The organism is Helicobacter sp. (genome assembly GCF_017502485.1).
Classification (GTDB): Bacteria; Campylobacterota; Campylobacteria; order Campylobacterales; family Helicobacteraceae; genus Helicobacter_B.
Map to the genome: position 1 here is coordinate 15,110 of NZ_JAFVUX010000001.1, position 17,403 is coordinate 32,512.

General features: G+C 43.0%; 15 protein-coding genes. 14 read left to right on the forward strand and 1 reads right to left on the reverse strand.

Annotated features, from left to right (window positions below):
* Positions 1 to 13 precede the first annotated feature (13 nt).
* The 8 genes from IKB69_RS00145 to IKB69_RS00180 all read left to right on the forward strand — a co-directional run bounded on the left by IKB69_RS00145 (position 14) and on the right by IKB69_RS00180 (position 8,768).
* Positions 14 to 1,528: a YifB family Mg chelatase-like AAA ATPase gene (locus IKB69_RS00145; RefSeq protein ID WP_290944890.1), complete on the forward strand. Its 1,515-nt coding sequence runs from the start codon at positions 14 to 16 to the stop codon at positions 1,526 to 1,528.
* 46 nt (positions 1,529 to 1,574) lie between these two features.
* Positions 1,575 to 2,825, forward strand: coding sequence for a hypothetical protein (locus IKB69_RS00150; protein WP_290944892.1), 1,251 nt, complete (start codon positions 1,575 to 1,577; stop codon positions 2,823 to 2,825).
* Positions 2,826 to 2,955: 130 nt separating this feature from the next.
* Positions 2,956 to 3,273 (forward strand): thioredoxin, encoded by a 318-nt coding sequence (trxA, locus tag IKB69_RS00155; protein ID WP_290944894.1) that lies wholly within the window; start codon positions 2,956 to 2,958, stop codon positions 3,271 to 3,273.
* 57 nt (positions 3,274 to 3,330) lie between these two features.
* Positions 3,331 to 4,269 (forward strand): thioredoxin-disulfide reductase, encoded by a 939-nt coding sequence (gene trxB / locus IKB69_RS00160; protein ID WP_290944895.1) that lies wholly within the window; start codon positions 3,331 to 3,333, stop codon positions 4,267 to 4,269.
* Between the two features lie 7 nt (positions 4,270 to 4,276).
* Complete coding sequence (gene dapB, locus IKB69_RS00165; protein ID WP_290944897.1) at positions 4,277 to 5,041, forward strand: 4-hydroxy-tetrahydrodipicolinate reductase; 765 nt, start codon at positions 4,277 to 4,279, stop codon at positions 5,039 to 5,041.
* Between the two features lie 96 nt (positions 5,042 to 5,137).
* On the forward strand, positions 5,138 to 6,814 hold the full coding sequence (locus IKB69_RS00170) for an AAA domain-containing protein (protein ID WP_290944899.1): 1,677 nt from the start codon (positions 5,138 to 5,140) through the stop codon (positions 6,812 to 6,814).
* Between the two features lie 8 nt (positions 6,815 to 6,822).
* The gene (locus IKB69_RS00175) at positions 6,823 to 7,818 is read left to right on the forward strand and encodes a hypothetical protein (RefSeq protein ID WP_290944901.1); all 996 of its coding nucleotides are present in this window, start codon (positions 6,823 to 6,825) and stop codon (positions 7,816 to 7,818) included.
* Positions 7,818 to 8,768: a metallophosphoesterase gene (locus IKB69_RS00180; RefSeq protein ID WP_290945093.1), complete on the forward strand. Its 951-nt coding sequence runs from the start codon at positions 7,818 to 7,820 to the stop codon at positions 8,766 to 8,768. The genes IKB69_RS00175 and IKB69_RS00180 overlap by 1 nt, the downstream gene beginning before the upstream one ends.
* Positions 8,769 to 8,800: 32 nt before the next feature.
* Here IKB69_RS00180 and IKB69_RS00185 read toward each other — a convergent pair whose 3' ends face one another.
* A complete protein-coding gene (locus IKB69_RS00185; protein ID WP_290944903.1) occupies positions 8,801 to 9,826 on the reverse strand; it encodes a putative sulfate exporter family transporter in 1,026 nt (341 codons plus the stop codon).
* Between the two features lie 167 nt (positions 9,827 to 9,993).
* Here IKB69_RS00185 and IKB69_RS00190 point away from each other — a divergent pair, with 167 nt between their 5' ends.
* From IKB69_RS00190 to wecB, 6 genes are all read left to right on the forward strand, one after another.
* Entirely contained in the window at positions 9,994 to 11,040 is a 1,047-nt protein-coding gene (locus tag IKB69_RS00190; protein WP_290944905.1) for a hypothetical protein, read from the forward strand.
* Positions 11,040 to 11,993 (forward strand): methyltransferase FkbM, encoded by a 954-nt coding sequence (locus IKB69_RS00195; RefSeq protein WP_290944906.1) that lies wholly within the window; start codon positions 11,040 to 11,042, stop codon positions 11,991 to 11,993. The genes IKB69_RS00190 and IKB69_RS00195 overlap by 1 nt, the downstream gene beginning before the upstream one ends.
* 49 nt (positions 11,994 to 12,042) lie before the next feature.
* Positions 12,043 to 12,978: a glycosyltransferase family 2 protein gene (locus tag IKB69_RS00200; RefSeq protein WP_290944908.1), complete on the forward strand. Its 936-nt coding sequence runs from the start codon at positions 12,043 to 12,045 to the stop codon at positions 12,976 to 12,978.
* A 500-nt stretch (positions 12,979 to 13,478) separates the two neighbouring features.
* Positions 13,479 to 13,970, forward strand: coding sequence for a glycosyltransferase family 2 protein (locus IKB69_RS00205; protein WP_290944910.1), 492 nt, complete (start codon positions 13,479 to 13,481; stop codon positions 13,968 to 13,970).
* A complete protein-coding gene (locus tag IKB69_RS00210) occupies positions 13,960 to 15,003 on the forward strand; it encodes a glycosyltransferase family 2 protein (RefSeq protein WP_290944912.1) in 1,044 nt (347 codons plus the stop codon). The genes IKB69_RS00205 and IKB69_RS00210 overlap by 11 nt, the downstream gene beginning before the upstream one ends.
* A gap of 115 nt (positions 15,004 to 15,118) precedes the next feature.
* Complete coding sequence (wecB, locus tag IKB69_RS00215) at positions 15,119 to 17,401, forward strand: UDP-N-acetylglucosamine 2-epimerase (non-hydrolyzing) (protein WP_290944914.1); 2,283 nt, start codon at positions 15,119 to 15,121, stop codon at positions 17,399 to 17,401.
* Positions 17,402 to 17,403: the final 2 nt, after the last annotated feature.

The following is a 17,403-nucleotide window of genomic DNA, read 5'->3' on the forward strand; positions in this document are numbered from 1 at the left end:
GGTGGCAGCATAAATGGTAAATAAAATTCTATGTGCAACAAGAAATGGCATAGGCGGAGAAATCGTCCAAGTGCAGGCGAATTTCGTGCGTGCTCTACCTGCCTTTGTCATCACAGGGCTTGCAAACAGCTCTATCCAAGAGAGCAAGCAGAGAGTCCAAAGTGCGCTTCATCACATTGGATTCCACTTTCCACCGCTAAAAATTGCTATCAACCTAGCTCCTGCTGATGTGGCAAAATCTGGTAGCCACTTTGATTTGCCTATAGCTCTACTAATCGCCTTGCATAAAAAAGGGATAGATACACAAGGGTGGTTTGCCTTTGGCGAGCTAGCTCTAGATGGCACACTTACTTACAACAACAACATCTACCCCCTTTTGCTTGAGATCGCCTTGCAGTACCAAAATGCCAAGGTGATCTTACCCACATCTAGCAAAGAGCTTTTCTGCCATTTGCCCCATTTGCAAATTTATTATGCAAGTAGCCTGCAAGAAGCTTTGCAGATTTTAGAAGATCCAGAATCTAAGCCTAGCACTATACAAAGCCAGCTAGAGTTTGAGACCTTGCAAATCAAGCAGACAAGCTACTACTATGAGCGTGAGTTCCCACTAGATTTCGCCCAAGTCAAGGGACAAGAAATCGCCAAAAGAGCAGCACTCATCGCTGCGAGTGGATTCCATAATATCATCTATGAAGGAAGTCCGGGCTGTGGAAAAAGTATGATCGCTAAACGCCTGCGCTACATATTACCCCCAATGAGTTTGGAAGAGATGATAGAGAGTGTCAAGCTTCAGTCCATAAGCTCACAAACTCCAAGCTACACGCCATTGCGACCATTTCGCGCGCCTCATCAAAGTGCGTCAAAATCTTCAATACTAGGATCTGCTACACAAAATGAAGTCAAGCCCGGGGAGATTGCTCTAGCCCATCAGGGCATCTTATTTTTTGATGAGTTACCACACTTTGGCAAGGAAGTGCTAGAATCTTTACGCGAACCACTTGAAAACAACGAGCTTGTAGTCTCTCGTGTGCATAGTAAAGTAACTTACCCTACGGCATTTTTATTTGTAGGGGCACAAAACCCCTGCCCTTGTGGAAATCTCCTAAGCCAAGCCAAAGAGTGCCGTTGCACGCAAAAAGAGATTAGCTCTTATAGGGCGCGCTTGAGCGAGCCGTTTTTGGATCGCATAGATTTGTTTGTGCAAATGCAAGAAAACGATCAAGACCCAAAGGCTTCCATAGATTCTACTTCTATGCAAGAGATGGTGTTTAAGGCATTTAGAGCGCAAATTGAGCGGGGGCAAAGCAGGCTAAATGGTAAGCTAAATGAGCGTGAAGTAGAGCAAATTTGCATCTTAGATGATGCGACACAGACTATCTTACAACAAGCGAGCCTAAGGTTTAATTTCTCTCATCGCTCGATACAAAAGATCAAAAAGATCGCCCGCACAATCGCTGACTTAGACGACGCAAAGCATATTGCCAAGCAACACTTACTTGAGGCGTTAAGCTATCGATATATCTCTTAGATAAATTATGCTAGGATATTTTTTATTTTTGATTAAAGGCATATCATTGAAGCATCTTATCGCCATAACACGATTGTCATTTCTCCTTGCATTAGGGCTTATAAGCCAAAATCTCCACGCAAAAAGTTCTATCATCTCCCCTGTCCCACTCCCCCAACAAAAAATCCTTGATATTGATGAGCATAGCTGTAACGATGGGTGCTTGAAACGGCTATATACTAATGGCTATATCTTTTCATTTTTGGCAAAGTTTAGCACCGGCACAACGGACAAAAAGATTTTGCGCTACTTTTCTGAAGCGATGGCACAACTAAGTGGCATAGAAATAATGCAGGATGCTAGTAGCAAAGAGCATTTTAGAATCGCTCTGCTTATCCCTAAGCAACTTGTGGGGCGATATTCTGTAAGTGTGGCAAACACGATTTTATCCTATCTTATCGCGCGTCATATCGACTTTGACTTTCAGGTATTTGATAGCATTGATGAGAGCAAAGAAAACCTAGAATCCACTTATTTACGCATTATCCAAAGCAATGCAAATTTTGTCATCGCTATGCTCGGACCAACCGGCGTACAAAATCTCATAAACTATGACAATCTCATTTATCCCACCTATATCCCTACGATTAATAAAGAGCGTTTATCGCAAGAAGTCATAGATAAACTCCCAGAGAATCTGTACTTTGGTGGGATAAGTTATAAAGAACAATTCCATGTTTTACTCCCACTAATGCAAGATATGCCACTCATTGAATATGCCGATGATAGTCAAATAGGTAGCTATTTATCTACGCTTTTTTCAAGCTTTGAAGGGCGTGTAATCCACCAGCGATCTTTGAGTAGTCAGGAAGCTTCTCAATTTACTAAAACACTCCAAAAAGAATCTACATATTTTCCCAACGCAGCACTTATACTCAACACTTCTGCGCCAAAAACTGGGCTAATTCTCTCACAAATCGAGCTTAGCGATGAACCACCTAGGATCTATCTCTCCACGCAAATTAACTTTAACCCAATTGTCTTGCAGCTTGCCTCGCCCAAAGCGCGTGAAAATCTCTTTGTTGTGAGTTCTATTGGTACAATTGATAGCAACCTTATGGAGTATGCGTTTTTGCTCAATAACGACTTGCGCTATGATTGGGTAAGCTATGCCACATCACTTGGTGTAGAGTTTGGATTAAGAACCATCACCAAAGATTCTAAACAGCTCTTTAGTGAGTCTATGCGCGATAAACAAATCCAATATCAAAACCGCATTTGGACGACAAAGGGCGCAAACTTTATCCCAGTTAAGTAGCTTACAACGCTTATATTCGTAACACTTCTTGCAAAGTGATAAAAAATCACCAAGATCCCAAAAGACATTGTCCAAAATGTTACACTACTTGTTGTATAATCCCCGCCAACCCACATACTAAGGAGAAAAAATGGGACAATATATTGAATTGACAGAGCTTGATTTTGACGAAAAGACCAAAGATGGCATAGCGGTTGTTGATTTTTGGGCTACTTGGTGTGGTCCTTGTCGTATGCTTGCCCCTGTGATTGAAGAGCTTGCCAATGAGTTTGAAGGCAAAGCTGCAATTTGCAAGGTCAATACCGATGAAGAGCAGGCACTCGCTGCGCGATTTGGTATTCGAAGCATACCTACAATCCTATTTATGAAAAATGGCGAGGTTATCGATCAGGTTGTCGGTGCTACGCCTAAATCTGTCTTAGCAGACAAAATCAACGCTCTTCTTTAATCTCGGCTTTTACAATTCTTACCCCTTGGCAAACAAGGGGTTTATCTAGGAGTTTCTATGGTTGATTTAGCAATTATTGGTGGTGGTCCCGCTGGGCTATCTGCTGGGTTATATGCGACAAGAGGGGGTGTGAAAAATGTCGTTTTGTTTGAAAAGGGTATGCCTGGGGGGCAAATCACAGGAAGTAGTGAGATAGAAAACTACCCTGGCATAAAAGAGATTAAAAGTGGTTTAGATTTTATGGAGCCTTGGCAGGAGCAATGCTTCCGCTTTGGTCTCAAGCATGAAATGGCAGTGGTCAATCAAATCACCAAAAATGGTGCGCATTTTACTATCCACCACGATGGTGGCAAAACCACAGAAGCAAGAGCTGTAATCTTAGCCACTGGCGGTAGCCCCAAGCGCACAGGAATCCTAGGAGAAAGCGATCTTTGGGGCAAGGGTGTTAGCACCTGTGCAACTTGCGATGGATTTTTCTACAAAGACAAGGAAGTAGCGGTTATAGGTGGTGGAGATACTGCCATAGAAGAAGCAATCTATCTCACTAAAATGTGTGCAAAAGTTTATCTTATCCATAGAAGAGATGCATTCCGCGCAGCACCTGTTACACTAGAGCACGCTAGAAATAATGACAAAATTGAATTTCTCACGCCATTTTCTCCCATAGAAATCACGGGCGACAAGCTTGGTGTTACGGGGGTTATCATCGAGCATACGCAAACAAAGCAACGCAAAGAGCTAGTTGTACCCGGTGTTTTTATCTTCGTGGGCTATGATGTCAATACACAAGTTTTACGACAAGATGATGGATCTATGCTATGTGCGTGCGATGAGTATAATTCTGTCATTGTGGATTTATCGATGAAGACTAACATTCCCGGACTATTTGCCGCTGGGGATATTCGCATAAACGCGCCAAAGCAAGTAGTATGTGCTGCCGGGGATGGAGCGACTGCGGCATTACAGGCAATAGCCTACTTGGATTCTGCACATTAGGAAGCTTATGATCAGAGTAGGGATTTTTGGCGCGAGTGGGCGCGTGGGACAGCTTATCATTCACGAGATAGGCGTGCATAGAAATATGGAAATAGGCGCGGTGTTTGTGCGCAAAGAGCTAGATTTTAACCTACCAGAGGGTAGCCTTGTAACAAACGACCTTAGTGCGTTTATGCAATGCTGCGATGTGATTATTGACTTTAGCTCAAAAGAAGCGACAAACGCCTTGCTATGTGCGCTAGATTCTACTAGCTCACCTGTACCTTGTGTGATAGGCACAACAGGGCTAGATGAACAAGACTTCGCACTAATGGAGTCCTGCTCCAAACGCATACCCATCTTGTATGCTTCAAATATGTCTCTTGGAGTGGCACTACTGCGCCAGATTGTCGAGCAAGTAGCCGCCAAACTCACGCACGCAGATATTGAAATAAGCGAAATCCACCACCGATACAAAAAAGATGCTCCAAGTGGCACAGCCCTAAGCCTAGCAGAATCCTGCGCCAAAGGGAGAAAACAGCCTTTAAACGAAATTCTTGTAACAGATAGATCTAAAGGAGCGCGCAAAAATGGTGAGCTAGGCATTGTTTCTCTGCGAGGTGGTGATGTAGTAGGGAAACATTGCGTGGGGTTTTATTTAGATGGGGAATATTTAGAATTCACCCACAATGCCACTAATCGCTTAACATTTGCAAAAGGTGCGCTTGAATGTGCCGCTTGGCTAGTTAATAAACCACCAAAACTCTATAGCATTGATGAAGTTTTCGCATAATTAATCCAAAGTATGCATACCATTAAATACGCCTTATTGCAAGCTTGCAAAGTCTATTATGCTTATCTGCAAGAGCACAGTCTAGGCTGTGAAGAATTGCAAGTTGCGCAAGTTGTCTTTGATGATCCAAATATTCATATCCGCATCAAAGCAAAGATGCTTAACGCTGACTCTTTGATGATCCAAATTGGATCTGTTGCACCCATTCCACTTAATGAAGAGTTTGGATTTTATGTGCGTTTTTATGATGAGAAAAGCCAGATTCTCTCCATAGAGTGCTTAGACTCTAGCGTACTCAATGCCGTGCAAAAGCACAAATCCCAGCTAAAAATTTTTAGTGATCTTAAATTTCTCATACGCAACCTTGAAGCATTCTTCGAGCAGCAAAACACCTTTGCTATCCCAGCAGCTCCCCCTATATTCGCACACAAAGATTCTACAAGTGCTTATCGCTCTATCACCACTCAACCCTATCTCAATAAAGAGCAAGCAAGTGCTTTGCGAGATATTCTTAGCAAGCCATTTAGCTATGTGTGGGGCGCACCCGGTAGCGGTAAGACACAAGTAGTACTCTTTGAAGCACTTTTACACTATGTCTATAATAGTACGCGTGTATGCGTGCTAGCTCCGACTAACTCCGCACTTGAGCAAGTTCTACAATCCCTTATCAAAAAATTTGATACCCTAAAAATTGAGCGATCGATGATCTTGCGACTAGGTACACCCAGCAATGCCTTTATGGAGCAATATGCCGAAGTGTGCGACCCACAAATCCTACAAAAAAAGCAGCCACAAAGTCTCTTTAGTGCTACAAGCCTAAAATCAAGGCTTAAAGAATCGCTTATTATAGGAATGACCATAGATGCCTTTGTCAAGCGATATGCAAGTCTTGATGTTGAGTTTGCGCACTTTTTCCTAGATGAGTGCGCTTTCACCCCACTTATCAAAGCCCTAACACTTAGCACGCAAAATACCCCTATAACTCTTCTAGGTGATCACAAGCAGCTTATGCCCATTTGTGAAATGTCCACATCACATATGCACGGTGATAAAGCGTGGGCAAACCTTTTTAATCTATCGGCATTGTTTATGGAAGACTTTTTTACACAAGAGCACTTCACAAGCAGTGCCAAAATCTTTATCAAATCGCAAGTAAGCCCATTGCAATTCACGCACACAAGTCTAAATATCTTGCGTGAAACTCACCGCTACGGCGATAATCTTGCTAAAATCCTTGACCACCATATTTACCACAATGGCTTGTATGGCAAAGATAGCCCAACGGATTTGTTTTTTATCGATTGTAAAAGCCAGCCCCCACAAAATAAATGCAACCACGCTGAAGCCCAAGTTATAGCCACCATTTTTCCAACACTTCTTAAACATTCTAATTCTGTAGCCGTCATTACTCCATTTGTCAAGCAACGCAAGCTTCTCTATGAATACCAAATCCCTTATAATCACACTTGGACGATCCACGGCTCACAAGGGCAGGAATTTGAGATTGTAGTGTTCTCACCTGTTATGCTGCATCACCACTTGACAGATTCTAGGAATCGCCACGCTGCCTACGCACTCAATGTTGCTGTTAGTCGTATGAAAAAGTGCTTTATCCTTGTGTGTGATTATAACTATTGGATCAGGCAAGATGAGCAATTTCTCACGGCGATTTTACACTGTGCTAAGCCCTATCCCATCACCAAGACTCCTCCACAAAAGAAACAGGAGTACCCACCACCAACTTCTCACATCATCGACATTGTTCCAATCTAGGACATACTATGTATCAATTTTTGATGCTTATCTTAATGTATAGCACTTTTGCTATAGTTGCTTTTGCCAATCAAGGAGCTAACTTTAATAGCAAAGATACTTTTATCAACCCACGCCAATCTCCTAATGGCGCCATTATCGCCAAGATCAATAAAAGCGACTTTCTACCTGCAAGCCTTGTTGATAGGACAGATAGCACAAACCCTCACTGGATACAAATTATCGTAGGTAATACGCAAGGCGCGCTACACAAGCGCGATATTGTCGCACTTGATGAGAAAGGTTATCAAAACTACCTACAAACACCAACCAAGCTTAATATGTCTTATCAAGAAGCACTCCTAGCAGATAGCCCATCTATCAAGACAAACCCTAAAGCCACACTAGAATCTATTTTCACCCCAAATACGGATGATCTTAGCGAGAGCTTTGCTCGCAAGAAAAAGCTACTTAATACCCTAGAAAAAGCCAAATACCAGCAAGCCTTAGCATATGCCATTATACTAGGGTTCTCCCACACAACAGAGCTTTTGCTTAAAGAAAAGCTCATCACTCTAGAGCTAGAATCTAGCAAACCTGCACAGTTTGAAGCACTTGATACTGCACTTATGGCAATGCAAACACTGCAAAAAGAAGATCACGCTAGCGCACAAGAAACAGCAGTGCTATTTATCGATAGTGGCGCAGATCCTACACGCGCTTTGCAAAGTGTGGGCATTGGTAGTGATATAGAGATGATCACGCTGCTTTTAACAAAAGATGTGTCTATAAATGACACCCATATATGCCTGCAAGGGCAAAATTCTTTCGCCTACTCACCTCTAGTAGCCATAGCAGTAAGCAAGCAAACGCAAGGCACAAAATTTCCTATCCAAAATGGTGCAAATACAGCAATCTATGATAAAGAAAGCTTAAGCCTTGTACAGCACATAGAAAATCTCCAAAATCTAATTGCTAGAAGCCCCAACCAAGACAAATGCCAAGCAGTAATAAGCGGTTGCTAGTGCTACTAGGGATTTTACTCCTTACATTTGCGCTTCTAGCTATCTATGCACCCTTGCGTAGCCAAGACTACATCATTACACTCCCCACTGCCACAAAACCCACCAAACCTATCACCATAGCCTTGCTTAGTGATCTACACTCCGGGAGATTCTATCAAGATGAGATTATACACACCTTGCAAGAGCGAGAGGTGCATATTATTGCCCTAAGTGGAGACATAATCGATGATAAAGAAGATATGCAAGGAGCGTGGGAGTTTTTCGCACGGCTAGATTCTAGGGCAGATTCTAAAAAGGAAAGTTTTAAGAAAGTAAAATCTAATCTTGCCAAAATCCCCAAGTTTTATGTCAGTGGCAATCATGAGTTTTGGAGTGGAGAAATGGTAGGCATTAAGCAAAAGCTTGCAAGCTACAATGTCTCTGTGCTAGACTTTAGCCACCCTTGCACAATGCTTAGTATAAATGGGCTAGAGATAGCAGTCTTTGGGGTTGATGATCCATATTACAGCACTTATAATAAGCCTAATCAACACATAGATAAAGTTGTGTGGGATAGAGCAAAGTGGAAGGGTGGCTTCTGGGAGCAAGAGTGGCAAGAGCTTGTCTCAAGCACGATCCACTCTACCTGCCAAAGTAGCCTAGAAGTTAGCAAGCACGCAGACTTTTCTATCTTACTCTCACACCGTCCAGAATTTATTGAGCTTTTTAAATCCTTGCCCATTAATCTCATCTTAAGCGGGCATACACACGGCGGACAAGTGCGCCTACCCTATTTACTCAATGGGCTTTACGCGCCAAATCAAGGACTTTTCCCAAAATATGCTGGTGGGATCTATGAGCTAGATTCTAGTAAAAGACAGTATCTTGTAGTCTCAAGGGGACTTAGCCTAAACTACCGCCTACCTCGCATATTTAACCCACCAGAGGTCGTGTTTATCACTTTAAAGTAGATTCTAGCTTAAACACTCACCCACACTAAAATCTAGCCAAAGGTACGCAAGCCTAGCACCCCAACAAAGCCTAGCGCACTCACAAGCACAAAGAGCAAAAGCCCAAACCAAAACACCACCTTAGTACCTCGCATAGCTCTAAGGTCAATCTGCAAGCCAAGCGCACACATCGCCGCCCCAAGGCATAGCACACAAACAAACTGCATCGCCTGCACAATTTGCGCTGGAATCTCAACCAAAGAGTGCAAAAACACCACCGCCACAAAGCCTAGCGCGAAGTAGGGGATATAGAGCTTTTTACTCCCACTGCCTTGCCCGTATTTGGCAAACAAAAATGGAACGATAAATAGTACAGGCGCTAGCAAGGCTACGCGAATCATCTTTTCAATAAGGGCGATATTTGCACCCTCTTGCCCTAGCACATCACTTGCCCCCACGACATTAGCCACCTCATACAGGCTAGCTCCCATATATAAGCCCATTTGTGCTTGATCAAAGGGCAAAAGCCCAGTACTATAGACAATAGGGTAGGCAAACATTCCCAAAAGCCCAAAGACCACCACACTGCCTATAGCAATCGCGCTTTTTTGCGCATTAGTACGCAGGGCAGATTCTAGTGCTAGTACTGCTGCTGCCCCACAAATGGCACAGCCCGCACTCATTAAAATCGCTAACTCCCCATCAAGTCTAAACATCTTCACCCCTATAATAAACCCTGCGATAAGCATTCCAGCTACGATGCCAATAGCTAGCCCAAATCCCGCAAACCCTACACTTTGCATATCTGCTAGCGAGACAAAAAACCCATAGAGAACAATCCCTAAACGCAAGAGCTTTTTCCCGCTAAAATCTACCCCGCTCCTCCATTTATCAACAATCCTAAGCCCAAAGACAGAGCACACACCTGCTACAGCAATGCTTAGCACAATTCCCAAAATAAGCGGAGAAATATGCCACACACTAATAATACTTGTCTTTGCTAGTGCGATACTACAAGCCGCTAGCACTAGAGTAAAACCCACCCCCAAAATAAATGAAACATAAGAAGCTTTCATCATTTTCCTTTGTAATTGCGACCTACCACCGCTCTACAAGTGCGACTAAGTGAAGCATTGTAGAGCAAAAGCCATAAAACCTGCATAAATAGCACATAATACATAGTCTAATTTAAGGGCTAGGTCGTTATAATGTGCTTTGCTTATTTCACCTAGAGAGTTTAAAATTTATGGATTCTACACTTGCGCCTATCGTGCTTTTTACCTACAATCGCCCAAGGCATACTAAAGCAACTTTGGACGCACTAAAGGGCAATCTCTTAGCCAAAGAGAGTGTATTGTATATCTACCAAGATGGGTTGAAAGATACTGCTACAAAGGAGCAAAAAGACTCCGCCCTAGAGGTTAGTGCCTACTTGCAAGACTTTATTGCTAGTAATGAAAAGGAAAAATATTTTAAGCATATTACTTTTACCCAAAGAGAGCGTAACTTTGGGCTTGCAGATTCTATCATTGATGGTGTTACAAGCGTTATCAACAAACACGGCGCAATTATTGTGCTCGAAGATGATATTGTTGTATCGCCTGTGTTTTTAGACTATATGAATACTGCCCTTAAGCATTACAAAGATCAGCCAAAAGTATGGAGCATAGCGGGCTGGGGCTACCCAATAGCTACACAAGGCTTGGGGGATTGCTACTTTTGGAGAATCCCGCACTGCTGGGGCTGGGCTAGCTGGAGTGATAGGTGGCAGTATTTTAGCAGAGATGTATCCTTAGCAGAATTTACACAGGCTGACATTCACTACATAAATTGCGATGGAGCAGCCGACTATTTTAGTCATTTCACACTAAATCATAAAGGCAAGCTAAAAACTTGGGCAATTTTTAATTACTTAGCTTCATATAAGCGCAATGCCCTAACTCTCTGCCCAAGTCTCTCATATATCCATCAAATTGGCTTTGATGGAAGTGGAGTGCATTGTGGAGATAATGGGAATATTTTTAATACTTCTAGCATAAATACAAAATTTCCCATTACTTTCCCCAAAGAAGTTATAGAATCTACTTTAGCACTAGATCGTATTCGTGCCTTTGAGCTAGCACATAAAATCACCATACAAAAACGAGTGAAACGCAAGCTAGCAAAAATCTCCACAACCATACAAGCCAAGCTAGCGCACATAATAGCGCGTAGGGGGGGGGCAGCATATAAACTTCCTGTCATTACCTATGCAAATGTCTCGCATCGCTATGACGAAAGCAAGGCAGCATAATGGCTTATGTCTGCCAAAATGCCATCTTATTGCTCTTTTTCAATCGTCTTGATACTACACTTACCACCCTAGAGCAAATTGCCAAAGCCCGACCTAAAAAACTCTATCTAGCCGCAGATGGAGGTAGAAATACGATAGAAAAAAGGCAGATTGCTACTATACGCGCAAGTGTCTTAGAACATATTACTTGGGAGTGCGAGATATGCACACGATTTTTAGATACAAATCTTGGCTGTAAGATAGCTGTAAGCTCTGCTATATCGTGGTTTTTCTCACACGAAAAGCAAGGCATTATCCTAGAAGATGATTGCCTGCCAACGCTAAGCTTTTTTAGATTCTGCGATGAGCTTTTGGAGCGTTATGCTAAGCAAGAAAATATTTTTATGATAAGTGGCTGGAGTGCGCTTGATTTTGCCAAAAACACTTCAGTCAATACGCTTAGCCCAAAAGCACAGCTGCAAGAAGACTACTTTTTTTCTAAATACCCACATATTTGGGGCTGGGCTAGCTGGGCTAGAGCGTGGCAAAAATATCAGCTAGAGTTTAGCGACTTTGAAGCAGAATTTAGCCTACTTGATAATTTTTACTCCGTGAGAGAAAGGCGATATTGGTATAAAATTTTTAAATCCTATTCTCAAGGTAAGATAGACACTTGGGACTATCCACTTGTGCATAGTATATGGAAGCACAAGGGGCTTTGCATTTATCCTAAGAATAATATGATTGCAAACATCGGTTTTAATCGAAGCGATGCCACTCATACCACAGGAGATTCTAAATTTGCCACAATGCCAAGCTATGATATTGTTTTCCCGCTCAAACATCCAAATGCAATCACGCCTAATATTGTAATGGATTACATAAGCTTCGCTATAACTTTTACACCATTATCCATACTAGTGAGAATTGCTAGAAAAATACGCAAATATCTGCCACTACAACCTAATACATAATCAGCCAATCTTTGCTACAATGTCTCAAAATCACAAGAAAGTCTCCTAAATGAATCAAAGCCCCCAATCACCGAAGCTACCGCTTGTCTCTGTTGTTACGATTGTTTATAATGATATAGCCCATATTGCAGAAACAATGGATTCTGTGGTGGGACAGAACTACCCACATATACAATACATCATCATTGATGGTGCAAGCAGTGATGGCACAAAAGAAAAGATTTTAGAATACATCACTTCGTGTGCGAAAGTAGATTCTCAAGCAGATTCTAACAAAATAGAATCTTTAGAACATACAGAGCAAAATAGCAGAATCTACCTTACAGCCACACATAGAGAGAAAAATCTTTTTTTTCAATTCCTAAGTGAGTGCGATAGCGGAATCTATGATGCGATGAATAAGGGTATAGAGCTTGCCACAGGGCAGTGGTGCAACTTTATGAATTGTGGGGATAGACTTTATAGCCCAAATACGCTAAAAGAGTTTTTCACACATTTTTTACAAAGCTCGCTAGACTCATCACAAGCAGCTCCCCAAATCATCTATGGCGATGCCCAGCTTATCTATGATGACACACATTCTAAGATTCTCTATGCCTCCACAAAACCACATAAATACCACCACCATTTTATCCATCAATCCGCCTTTATTGCCACACCCCTTATGCAAAAGTATCGCTACGACACAGGCTTTAAAATCGCAGGAGACACGGACTTTTTCGCCAAGGCTTACAATAATGGAGCGAGATTCCAGTATATCCCGCTTGTGATTGCAAGCTTTAGCCTGCAAGGCGTAAGCTCTAGGCTCTCGTGGCAGATGTTTAAAGAAGACTGCCAAATCGGCTATAAATACAATCGCCTTTTCCCTTTACTCCACGCACTTAAATATCTTTTTTGGATAATCCCACGCGTATGTGTCCGCGAGCTTATCCCAGCAAGATTCCGCAGCCAAGCTAGAATCTTACTAGGCAAGAAAACAAGCTAACTCACACTACAAGGAGATTTTATGCATCCTCACACTCCATCAAAAGCCCACACTATAAAGGCACTTTATACAAAGCTAGACACAAGATTCAAGCACTTTTTGGACAAATAGACTTTGTCCCAAGTGGGCATTTCCACTCACCCATTACTAATGCCAAAGAGTAGAAGCAGACAAAGCCAAGTAGCTTGCAATACTGCAAAAGCCTCTGTTTTTAGATGCGAATAATATTGAGCTTTTTGAAAAGCAGCTTGAGCAATTTTGCTAGCTATTGTTAATTAGCCTTAATTAAGAGAGGCTTTAGGAGAGAGATGGTGTGCTTAACACTCTTTGAGCAGAAGCGTTATAGTGTGGTATATGGCAGTGCTAGACAGACAAAAGGCTAAAGTCTCTAACGCACTTAAAAGAGTGGAGACATTTACCAAAGACAAAATCACGCGTGTAAAGCGAGTTTTAATCAAACCCCAGTTATGATACGAATACCTACACCCTAAGGACACATATTGCGCCCTTTTATCTCTATCATTATCCCTGCCTATAATGTAGAATCCACCATCGCGCGCTGTTTGGATTCTTGTATCAACCAAAGCTTACACGATATAGAAATGATCATTATAGATGACTACAGCAGTGATAGCTCGATACAAATCGCGCAAGATTATGCCAAGCAAGACCCTAGAATCCATATCGTGCATAATGAAAAAAATCTTGGGCTTTTTAGCACACGCATAGCAGGAGAGAGAGTAGCAAGAGGAGAATACATCTTGCCCCTAGATAGCGATGACTTTATAGAGTCAAGCACTTGCAAGAGACTCTATCGCTTGCTACATAATCTAGCAGACTCCACCCCACTAGAGCAGCTCACACTCCTAGCCAATAAAAAAGCATATAAAAATCCCGTTGGGGGGGGGGCAGCACCAAGCTACGCGTGCCAGCTCTGTTATAGCGCATACATCTCCTCATATACTTCAAGGCAGCTATACTATGCCGCCTAAAATCTCTATCATTATCCCCACCTACAATGTAGAATCCTACATTGAAAGATGTTTAGAATCTTGTATTAATCAAACCTTGAATGATATAGAAATTATTGTAGTAGATGATTGCGGGAATGATAACTCCATAAAAATTGCACAAAGTTATGCAAATAAAGATTGCAGAATCAAAATTATCCATAATAAAAAGAATCTAGGCACATTTGCTACGCGCATTGTGGGCATTAGGCAGGCTTTGGGGGAGTATATAGCCTTTTTGGACGCTGATGATTATCTAACAGCCAATGCGTGTGAGATCTCCTATAGTGCTGCACAAACGCCTACACAAGCCAAAAGCACCACAAACCCTAGCAAAGCAAAGCAAAGCCCCCAAGAGCCTGATGCAAGTCCGGATATTGTGTTTTTTGGTATGCGCTTTGAGCCGCGTACATTCAAGCGCGTAAGTCCCCCTGTGCCTTGCAAGCCACTTTTCGGAGATGAAGTGCTGTATGAAGTCTTCGCCCATTGTGCCACACCTCCGTGGCACATATGGGCGAAGCTTTATAAAGCTTCGCACATACGAGACGCGATCGAGAAGCTCGTGGCACATATGGGCGAAGATGTCCGCCTAACAATGGCAGAAGATGTGCTTAAAAGCTTTTGGCTAACAGCACTAGCACAAAGGAGTATCGGCATACCTGATAAGCTCTATGTCTATTGCGACTCTAGCTCCTCGATCACGCGCAAAATCGATGCAAAAACGCGCGATAAAAAGATTGCTGATATAGGGCAAGTGCTCACCGAGCTTAGTAAGCTCTCTCAAGTTGATTGCCTACGCGCTAATGCAAGCTTTAGTATCGCGCAAAGGCGTGCAATTGCCATCCTTACAAGCGTGCAAGTCCTAGAGCACCGCTATGATGGGCTGATAAATGGCAGTTGGGGGGGGGCGGTATATATTATGGCTTGTCTCAAGTCTCTACGCTACCATCGCAAGTGGCAGACCTTTATGCGCTTGTTTACTTGTATCTTTTCTCTAGGGTATATCAAGCTCTAAGCCCCAAATCACAGCAAACTTCTTTAGAAAACAAACGACGACACTCAGCATTAACCAATATTGCTTTAGAAGTTACAACTTACTCTAGCGACTCTAACCAAATGGTGGTGGCATAATGCAAGCCTCACTAGAATCTAGCGCATTCGCTAAAGTAGCTATCTTAATCATCCGCTCAAATCCCTGCGACCCAGACACAAGAGTGCAAAAAATCGCCACCAGCCTAGCCAAACAGCGTGCCAAAGTCCGTGTGCTTGCGTGGGATAGAAGCAATGCGCAAGACTCTAGTGCCCCACTCTTGCCACACACGCCTACTATACTTGTTCATAGGCTAGGCATTAAAGCTGGCTATGGGGTAGGACTAAGAAATATCCTCCCCTTACTTCTCTTCCAAACTAAAACTCTCTTGTATCTATGGAGACATCGCAAGCATATCGACATACTCCACGCCTGCGACCTTGACACAGCGCTACCCGCACTTTGTATAGCAAAGCTTTGTAATAAGCCTTTAATCTATGATATTTTTGACTACTATGTTGATACCTTCAATGTCCCTAGAATCCTAAAGCCACTTATCAAGTCGCTAGAAACCTTTGTCATAAACCATAGCGATGCTTGTATCATTTGTGCAAAATCTCGCCTAGAGCAAATTGCCCCAAGCAAGCCCAAAGCCCTAGAAGTTATCCACAATGCCCCCAAGAAGCCTGCAACTATCAAGCCATTTTCCTTACTAGATTCTAGTCCTAGTAGGATCAAAATCGCCTATGTCGGCGTGCTTTCTCACGCTCGCTACCTACCAGAGCTACTAGAGCTGATTAAATCCACGCCAAGCTTTGAGCTACATATCGCTGGATTTGGGATTTTGCAAGAACTAGTAGAGAGCTATGCCAAAAACACGCCAAACATTAGCTTCTATGGGAAGATCTGCTATGAAGACACCCTAGCCCTAGAATCTGCTTGCGACATCATAACCGCACTCTATGACCCAAGCGTACCCAATCACATCTACGCCGCACCCAATAAATTCTACGAATCACTTCTACTAGGTAAGCCTGTGGTAATGGTCCAAGGCACAGGAATGAGCGAGATTGTAGAAGCCCTAAATATTGGCGCAGTGATTGACTTTAGCCCACGCAATCTAACACAAGCCTTTATCACCCTAGCAAAGAGCGATACAAAAGAGTTGCAAGCGCGCAGAAAGAGACTCTATGATGAGCAGTTTGCTTGGGAGATTATGGAGCAGCGATTATGGAATCTCTATAAGCCATTTGCCCCAAATCTCTGCAAGCTACTTGTCGTCGTGCTCTTTGGCACGCGCCCTGAAGCCATCAAGCTAGCTCCGCTTATCAAGCAACTAGAAGAGTGCGAGAAGTTTCTTATCTGCACTATTACTAGCGGACAACACACAGATGCGATGCTCTCACCCATTTTGCAAGCCTTTGATATAACGCCTAGCTATAATCTATCCATACACGCAGCACACCAAAGCCTAGAGTCTATCAGCTGCAAGCTTCTCTCCCATCTCTCCCCACTGCTAAAGCACATAGAGCCAGAGTTGCTGTGTATCCACGGCGATACGACCACCGCCTATATAGGCGCATTATGTGGATTCTACCAGCATATCCCCATAGCACATATTGAAGCAGGACTACGCACTTATGATATACACACACCCTTCCCAGAAGAGTTTAACCGCCAAGCCATAGCCCTAATTGCCACCTACCACTTCACCCCCACCAAAACCACCAAAGCACATCTACTCAATGAGCGCGTGAGAGAATCTAGCATTTTTGTCGTGGGCAACACTGCCATAGATGCCCTGCGCACAACTATTAGCAAGAGCTTCACTCACCCATTGCTAGAGTGGCTAGGCACTAGCAAATGTCTTTTACTAACAGCTCATAGAAGGGAGAATCTAGGCAAAAATTTAGCGCAGATTTTTAGTGCAGTGAATGCCCTACTAGAATCTATCCCAGATCTTAAAGTCATCTACCCCATTCACCCAAACCCAGCCATACAAAAAAGTGCGCAAGAGCACCTTAAATCCCAAGAGCGGCTACGCATTATCCCCCCACTTGATGTAATTGCTTTCCACAATCTTTTATACAGAGCTGATATTATCCTAACAGATAGTGGTGGCATCCAAGAAGAAGCCCCCGCTTTGCATAAGCCTGTGCTTGTGCTACGCGATAGCACAGAGCGCGTAGAAGGGCTAGAAGCTGGCACACTAAAGCTTGTGGGACTAGATCCGCAAAATATCTTCCACACCGCTTATGAGCTACTACATAATCAAGCGCTCTATGCGACAATGACAGCCAAGCAAAACCCCTATGGCGATGGTACAAGTGCTAAACAAATCGCTAGTATTTTAGAAAATCTCTTAGGGGGGGGGCAGCACTAAGA

Excerpts from the sequence above, each read along its gene's own strand:
- IKB69_RS00145 (WP_290944890.1), top strand. The coding sequence starts at position 14 with ATGGTAAATAAAATTCTATGTGCAACAAGAAATGGCATAGGCGGAGAA.
- trxA (WP_290944894.1), top strand. The coding sequence starts at position 2,956 with ATGGGACAATATATTGAATTGACAGAGCTTGATTTTGACGAAAAGACC.
- trxB (WP_290944895.1), top strand. The coding sequence starts at position 3,331 with ATGGTTGATTTAGCAATTATTGGTGGTGGTCCCGCTGGGCTATCTGCT.
- dapB (WP_290944897.1), top strand. The coding sequence starts at position 4,277 with ATGATCAGAGTAGGGATTTTTGGCGCGAGTGGGCGCGTGGGACAGCTT.
- IKB69_RS00175 (WP_290944901.1), top strand. The coding sequence starts at position 6,823 with ATGTATCAATTTTTGATGCTTATCTTAATGTATAGCACTTTTGCTATA.
- IKB69_RS00185 (WP_290944903.1), bottom strand. The coding sequence starts at position 9,826 with ATGATGAAAGCTTCTTATGTTTCATTTATTTTGGGGGTGGGTTTTACT.
- IKB69_RS00190 (WP_290944905.1), top strand. The coding sequence starts at position 9,994 with ATGGATTCTACACTTGCGCCTATCGTGCTTTTTACCTACAATCGCCCA.
- IKB69_RS00195 (WP_290944906.1), top strand. The coding sequence starts at position 11,040 with ATGGCTTATGTCTGCCAAAATGCCATCTTATTGCTCTTTTTCAATCGT.
- IKB69_RS00200 (WP_290944908.1), top strand. The coding sequence starts at position 12,043 with ATGAATCAAAGCCCCCAATCACCGAAGCTACCGCTTGTCTCTGTTGTT.
- IKB69_RS00210 (WP_290944912.1), top strand. The coding sequence starts at position 13,960 with ATGCCGCCTAAAATCTCTATCATTATCCCCACCTACAATGTAGAATCC.
- wecB (WP_290944914.1), top strand. The coding sequence starts at position 15,119 with ATGCAAGCCTCACTAGAATCTAGCGCATTCGCTAAAGTAGCTATCTTA.